Origin of the sequence: Erythrobacter donghaensis, from assembly GCF_001557325.1 — a bacterium.
Taxonomy (GTDB): domain Bacteria; phylum Pseudomonadota; class Alphaproteobacteria; order Sphingomonadales; family Sphingomonadaceae; genus Erythrobacter; species Erythrobacter donghaensis_B.
In genome coordinates this window covers 1-6,805 of sequence record NZ_LSJS01000056.1, presented here as the reverse complement: position 1 = coordinate 6,805, position 6,805 = coordinate 1, and the positions used below count along the sequence as shown (strand labels likewise).

General features: G+C 69.8%; 7 protein-coding genes. 3 read left to right on the top strand and 4 right to left on the bottom strand.

Translation table 11 applies throughout. The features are described from left to right. The first annotated feature begins 45 nt into the window (after positions 1-45). Positions 46-795, top strand: coding sequence for a carbohydrate ABC transporter permease (locus AX692_RS02355; RefSeq protein ID WP_081095081.1), 750 nt, complete (start codon positions 46-48; stop codon positions 793-795). Continuing rightward, positions 792-2,102 (top strand): ABC transporter substrate-binding protein, encoded by a 1,311-nt coding sequence (locus AX692_RS02350; RefSeq protein ID WP_196490080.1) that lies wholly within the window; start codon positions 792-794, stop codon positions 2,100-2,102. Before AX692_RS02355 ends, AX692_RS02350 begins: the two co-directional genes overlap by 4 nt. Before the next feature lie 6 nt (positions 2,103-2,108). Here the strand turns inward: AX692_RS02350 and AX692_RS02345 are convergent, their stop codons facing one another. From AX692_RS02345 to AX692_RS02330, 4 genes are all read right to left on the bottom strand, one after another. Further along, positions 2,109-2,822 carry a FadR/GntR family transcriptional regulator gene (locus AX692_RS02345; RefSeq protein WP_073975005.1) on the bottom strand — a complete coding sequence of 238 codons (714 nt, stop codon included), beginning with the start codon at positions 2,820-2,822 and terminating at the stop codon, positions 2,109-2,111. Positions 2,823-2,891: 69 nt separating this feature from the next. Further along, complete coding sequence (locus AX692_RS02340) at positions 2,892-3,824, bottom strand: Gfo/Idh/MocA family protein (protein WP_073975004.1); 933 nt, start codon at positions 3,822-3,824, stop codon at positions 2,892-2,894. Continuing rightward, positions 3,821-4,471 (bottom strand): 2-dehydro-3-deoxy-6-phosphogalactonate aldolase, encoded by a 651-nt coding sequence (locus tag AX692_RS02335; protein WP_073976991.1) that lies wholly within the window; start codon positions 4,469-4,471, stop codon positions 3,821-3,823. Before AX692_RS02335 ends, AX692_RS02340 begins: the two co-directional genes overlap by 4 nt. Continuing rightward, entirely contained in the window at positions 4,468-5,370 is a 903-nt protein-coding gene (locus AX692_RS02330) for a 2-dehydro-3-deoxygalactonokinase (RefSeq protein ID WP_073973828.1), read from the bottom strand. The genes AX692_RS02335 and AX692_RS02330 overlap by 4 nt, the downstream gene beginning before the upstream one ends. Before the next feature lie 84 nt (positions 5,371-5,454). On the opposite strand from AX692_RS02330, the gene dgoD reads away from it, so the two are divergent. Continuing rightward, a complete protein-coding gene (gene dgoD, locus AX692_RS02325) occupies positions 5,455-6,591 on the top strand; it encodes a galactonate dehydratase (RefSeq protein WP_073973829.1) in 1,137 nt (378 codons plus the stop codon). The last annotated feature ends 214 nt before the right edge of the window (positions 6,592-6,805 follow it).

Sequence of the window (6,805 nt, the reverse complement as noted above, 5' to 3'; positions counted from 1 at the left end):
TCCATGTCCTGCTGAAGGGGGCGACTCGCTTCCCGCGATTACCCCATGTGGACGCTGCTCCTCTCCTTCAAGAGCAACGCAGCGCTGATGGCCGATAGCGGCGCGGCCTTCGCGGCGCCCTACACCCTCGAGAACTACGCCGCGATCCTCCAGGGCTCGCTGACGCTGCAATGGCTGGCGAACAGCCTGATCGTCGCGACCGGGGCGACGATCGGCGTGCTCGTCCTGTCGAGTCTTGCCGGATACGGCTTCGCGCGGCTCGAATTCCCGTTCCGCCGCACGCTGTTCGTGATCGTGCTGCTGGGTCTTGCCGTGCCCGAGCAGGCAGTGATCCTGCCGCGTCACCAGCTGTTCGCGATGCTGGGCCTCCACAATTCCTACCCTGGCCTGATCCTGCCGAGCCTCACCGGCAGCTTCGGGGTGTTCTTCATGACCCAGTATTTCCGCGCGATTCCCCGGGAGCTCGACGAGGCGGCGCTGCTCGACGGCGCATCGCGCTTCACGCTGTTCTGGAAGGTGCTGTTGCCGCTCACCTTCCCAGCGCAGGCGACGCTCGGCGTGTTCACCTTCCTTGCCGCCTGGAACGACTACTGGTGGCCACTGATCTCGGCGACGACGAGCGACTATTTCACCCTCACCGTCGGCCTCGCCTCGGCGCAGATGAACTATGCGCAGACCAGCGGATTGGGCTTCCTGATGGCACAGGCCGTGTTCGCTTCGATCCCGATCCTCGTCGTCTACATCGCCTTCCAGAAGCAGATCGTGCGCGCGATGGCGGGGACGGCGGTGCGATGATGAGGGTGCGGGCGCTCGCCTTCGGCTTCGCGGTTCTGCTGGCGGGCTGCGCGCCTGCCGACGAGCGGCCCGAGATCGTCGTCCAGCGCTTCTTCGGCGAATGCGGCGCGGCCTATGGGGAAAGCACCGATGTCGCCGCCGCCGAGACCGAATGCGGGATTCTGACGACGCTCATCAACCGCTTCGCGGCCGAGAACCCCGACATTCGCGTCAAGGTCAATGTCGTGGCATGGCCGGGCTACCCGCAGCTCGCCGCGCAGATCGCGGCCGGCGACCCGCCCGACCTCGTGACGATGCACCAGTCGGTGATCCCCGACTATGCCGGGCGCGGGCTGATCGAGCCGGTCGAGCCGCTGCTGGCGCGCGCGCGGATCGATCCGGCCAGCTTCACCCCGGCCGCGCGCGCGGGGGTGGAGAAGGAAGGCCGGCTCTACGCGATGCCGTGGGACACCATCGGGCGGCTGTGGCACATCAACACCGCGCTGATGGCCGAAGCCGGGCTGATGCGCGGCGGCAGGCCGGTGCTGCCCAATTCGCCGGAGGAGCTGCTGGCGCAGGCGCGGCAGTTCAAGCAGCGCACCGGCAAGCCCTACCTGATCCAGGCGCAGGTCAGCGCGCCCGATTTCCACGTGGCGCTGCTCTACACCTACCTGCTCGCGCAAGATGCGGTGATCTTCCCGGACGAGCGGCACATCCGCCTCGACACGCCGCAAGCGCACGCGATCGTCACCGTGTTGCGGCAGCTGAACGCGGAAGGCCTCACCACCCTCAACCAGGATTTCCCCGCCGCCACGGCGAGCTTCATCCGGGGCGAGGGCGGGATCTTCCCGGTCGGAACATGGATGCTCGGGCCTTACGAGGCCGAGGCGGCACGGCCCGGATCGCCGCTCCACGGCAACTACGCGGTCGCCCCCTTCCCGCGGCTGTGGGGCGAGGCGGCGGGGTTCGTCGACGGTCATGCCTGGGTCGTCCCCGCCGCGCCGCGCCCGCCCGCCGAACGCGCCGCGATGGCGCGCTTCCTCGCCTTCCTTGCGCGCTACAATTACGACTGGTCGCGCACCGGGCAGCTGCCCGCTTTCGCGCCGGTGGTCGAGAGCGCCGCCTTCCGCGCTCTCCCCCACCGCGCCGACATTGCTGCGCTCGCCCGCACCGGGCGGCAGCTGCCCGGTTATGTCGAGCGCCAGAACGCCGTCCAGGGCCTGATCGGCGAGGAGCTCGAGGCGGCGATCACCGGGGCAAAGCCGGTCGATGCGGCATTGAAGGATGCCGAGCGGCGGGTGAACCGGCTCTATGCGCAGATGATGTGAGGCGCCTCAGGCCCGCGCTTCGGCATCGGCGATCAGCGCCATCACGTCCTCGATCAGCGCCTGCATCGCCGCCTTCGCCGCGACCGGATCGCGCGCCGCGATCGCGGTCAGCACCGCGCGATGCTGCGGCAGGCTCGCGGTGCGGCCCTTGAAGCGGTTGGTGAAGCGGATCGAGGTTCTGAGCGCGGTAGAGACGACATCGCGGAACTGCGCGTAGAAGGGGTTCGCCGAGGCCTCGAGCACCGCGATGTGGAAGGCGATGTCGGCCTCCAGCGGATCATCGTCGCCCGCCTCGGCCGCGACCATCCGCTGGTAGCCCGCCTCGATCGCCGCGATCCCCTTGGCATCGGCCGTCCCTGCCGCAAGCGCCGCCGCCATCGGCTCGATCGCGATCCTGAGCTCGCTGAACTGGCGCAGCAGATCGAGCGAGAACTTGCGTTCCAGCATCCAGCGCAGCACGTCGGGATCGAACAGGTTCCAGGCCCGTGTCGGCTGGACGCTGGTGCCCTTGCGCGGGCGCGCCGCCAGCAGGCCTTTGGCGGTCAGCATCTTCACCGCCTCGCGCGTGACCGAGCGGCTGACCTCGTACTGCTTGGCAAGATCGGCCTCGGTCGGGAAGGGAATGGCGTCATAGGCGCCCACCACGATCGCCTTGCCGACGGAATCGAGCAGCGCATAGGTCAGGTTCCGGCCCGAGCCGACGGTTTCCATCTTCATCATGTGCGAGAAGCCCCTTTCTCGTCTTTTTGCGAAGGTTGCAGATAACGCTCCGCGACGCAATCCAGAGGCTTACGCACGGGCTGCAACTGTCACCCGCCGCGCGATCAGCGCGGTGTCGGCGAGCAGGCGCATCGGCTCGCAGTCGACCGCAAGCGAGCCGGCCGGCACCAACCGGGCGAAGCGGGCATAGATCGCCGCATATTCCGCGAAGGGCCCGAGCGGATGCGCCGTGCCATCGACCACCAGCCGCGCCCCGCCGCCCTCGATTGCGATCGAGCGGCCTGCGCGCGTGGTGAGGCGGATCGACCACGCCTCCTCGCCCTGCTCGCGCCAGTCGAACCGTGCCGCGCGGTCGCGCCCGGCAAAGCGCAGGCATGCCGCGATCGGGGCCTGCCTGCCTTCGGGTATCACCAGTTCGGCCGCCTCTAGCTCGAGCCGCTCGGGCAGGATCGCGGTGACAATCGAGAGCGCGTTGACCCCTGTATCGAACACGCCGAACCCGTCAGGCTCCCAGATCCACTCCTGACCGGGGTGCCACTTCGTCACGTCCTCGCGCCAGTCGATGGCAAGGCTGGCGAGCTGCTCGCCCTCGAGCAGCGCGGCGGTCGGGGCGACTGCGGGGGCATATTGCGAATGCGAGGCGGCGAACAGGCAGGTTCCGGCGGCGCGCGCCAGCGCGATCAGCCCCTCGAGCTCGCCTAGGGTTGTCGCCGGCGGCTTCTCGAGCAGCACCGCGAGCCCCGCGTCGATCGCCTGGGCGGCGATGGCGCGGCGCACGCGCGGCGGGGTGCAGATCGCCACCGCGTCGAGCCCGCCCGGCATCGCCTCGAGCACGGCGGCAAGGTTCGGGAACACCGGCACCCGCGCATCCCCCACCTCACCCGGGCTGACCACCGCGACAAGCTCGAACCCCGGATGCGCGGCGATCGCGGGGGCGTGTTCGGTGCGGGCGATCTTGCCGTAGCCGATGATCGCAATCCGGATCGGGGGGCGGATTGTCACGCGTGCGTCTCCCTCTGCGCCAGCGCGGCGGTGAAAGCGCGGGCGCGTGCGGCAACCTCGGCGGCGCTCATGCCGGGGGCATAGAGCGCGCTGCCGAGCCCGAACCCGTCGGCCCCGGCGGCGCGGTAGGCGGCCATGGCAGCGGGGTTGATTCCGCCGACCGGCAGCAGCGGCACGCCGCGCGGCAGCACTGCCCGCAGCGCCTTGACCACAGCAGGCGAGGCCATCTCGGCCGGGAACAGCTTGAGCGCATCGGCCCCGGCCTCGAGTGCGGCGAAGCATTCGGTGGGGGTGAGGCAACCGGGGGCAGCTGCCATTCCGGCTGCCTTGGCGGCCCGGATGACCCCGGCGTCGGTGCCCGGGGCAACGATCAGACCGCCGCCGGCGTCGGCCACGCGGGCAACGTCGGCAATGGCGATCACCGTTCCCGCCCCGATCAGCGCCCGCCCCTCGAGCCGCGCCGCCAGCCGCGCGATGCTGGTGAAGGGGTCGGGGGAATTGAGCGGCACCTCGATGATCGTGATCCCTTCGGCGACCAGCGCCTCGCCGACCGCGACGGCATCCTCGGGCGGAAGGCCGCGCAGGATCGCGACCAGCGGGCAGGCGGCGAAATGGCGGGTAAAGGCGGCGGCGGGGGCCTCGGTCATGCGAATTCCTTCAGAAGCGCGCGGCAACCGGCGCGGAAGGCGGCGTTGCCGTCGATCGCCGGGGCACTTGCGGCAGGCTCGCCCCGCACCTGCGCGATGGCCGCGGCGTAGAGCGCGGTGAGATCGGGCCGACCGATCAACGACGGCACCTCGCCCCCGCTCTCGCGCAGACCGGCACGCACCTCGGCACCGATCAACAGCCCGCTGACATAACCAGCCCCGTCGATCATCGGCGCATCGAGCAGGTGCGCGGCGCGCAAGGCGAAAAGCTGGCCGAGCGGATCGCCGCCCGCCGAGGCGACGACACCGGCGGCAAAGCCGGGGCCGGTCTGCGCCTTGCCCCGCATCTGCGGCGCAAGGATCGAATGCTTGCCCAGCAGAGCGAAGATCTCGCCCGTCATCCAGGTCGAGAAACCCGCGATCCGCCCGCCGCGCAGCCGCACCCACTTGGCGTGCGTGCCGGGCAGGCAGACTGTCGCATCCCCGGATACCAGCCCGCTGGCGAGCGCGCCGATGATCTGCACCTCCTCGCCGCGCATCACCCCGGGTGCATCGCGGCGTTCCTGCGCGACCCCGGGGATTATGCCGGTGCGCGCGTCGATCCACACGATCGCCTCGGCGACCGTCCGGGCATCGGCAGGGCAGGCGACATAGGGCGTCTCGCGCCAGCCGCGGTTCGATCCGACCATGCCGCCCATCAGCATCGGCAGATCGCCGAGCCAATCGCGCAGCGCGGCGACCTCGCGCGCGAAGTCGTCCGGGCCGAGGGTCAGGACGCCGGCCTCATCCACGCACCCCGCCTCGGCGCCGCCATCGGGGCCGAGACGCCAGGCGCGGCGGTTGGTCGTGCCCCAATCGACCGCGATGAATGGCTCCCCACCGATGAAGCTGCCGATCAACCTCTGGCTCCCTTGCCGCTTGCCTTGAATTATTTATCTTATAAATAAGACTCAATCAAATGCCAGCAGCGAAGTGCGCGCCCCATGAAGATTGCCCGTATCGAGACCTTTCTGGTGCCGCCGCGTTGGCTGTTCGTGCGGGTCGAGGCCGATGACGGCAGCGCCGGGTGGGGCGAGGCGAGCCTGGAAGGGCATGGCGAGGCCGTCGTCGGCGCCTTCGAGGCGATCCGCGACCGGGTGATCGGCGCCGATCCGCGGGCCATCGAGGACATCTGGCAGACCTGCTATCGCGGCGGCTTCTATCGCGGCGGGCCGGTGCTGATGTCGGCGATTGCCGGGCTCGACCAGGCGCTGTGGGACTGGAAGGGCCGCCATTACGGCCTCCCCGCCCACGAGATGCTCGGCGGCCGCGTGCGCGAGCGGGTGCGCGCCTATGCCTGGATCGGCGGCGACCGTCCCGACGACATCGCCGCTGCCGCCGCCGCGCGCCGCGCGCAGGGCTTCACCGCGGTCAAGATGAATGCGACCGGCGACATGGCGATGCTCGCCGCGCCGCGCTTTGCCGAGGTGATCGCGCGGGTCGAGGCGGCGCAAGGCGAGGGCATGGATGTCGCGCTCGATTTTCACGGCCGCCTGCACCGTCCGATGGCCAAGCAGCTCGCCCGCGCGCTCGAGCCGCTCGGGCTGCTGTTCATCGAGGAGCCCGTCCTATCGGAGAATGCCGAGGCGCTCGGCCAGATCGCCGCGCTCACCGCGACGCCGATCGCGATGGGCGAGCGGCTCTATTCGCGCTGGGACTTCAGGCCGCTGCTGGAGTCCGGCGCGGTCGATGTGATCCAGCCCGATCTCAGCCACGCCGGCGGCCTCAGCGAATGCCGCCGCATCGCCGCCATGGCCGAGGCCCATGACGTGGCGGTTGCCCCGCATTGCCCGCTCGGGCCGCTGGCACTGGGCGCCTGCCTCCAGCTGGCCGGCTGCGCGCCCAATGTCGTGCTTCAGGAGATGTCGCTCGGCATCCACTACAACATCGGACACGACCTGCTCGAGTTCATGACCGATCCGGGGGTGCTGACCCCGGTGGATGGCCACCTCGTGATCCCCGGCGGCCCGGGTCTCGGCATTGCCATTGACGAAGCCCGCGTCCGCGCCGCCGCCGCCAGCCCGCATCGTTGGCGCAACCCCCTGTGGCGCCACGCCGACGGCAGTCTTGCCGAGTGGTGACTCGCGCCGGGCTTGCCTTATTAAAACGTATTTATATTATATATAGCGACTAAAGGGGAGCAATCGGCTAATCTGCGTGATGGAACCGCCGCCGGAAGAGCGGCGAGAACACGACAACAAGGGGAGATGGACAATGCGTGCGATCACATTGATGCGGTGCTCGGCTTCGGCCGCCGCGATGAGCCTGCTGGCGGGCGCGGCCCATGCGCAGGAG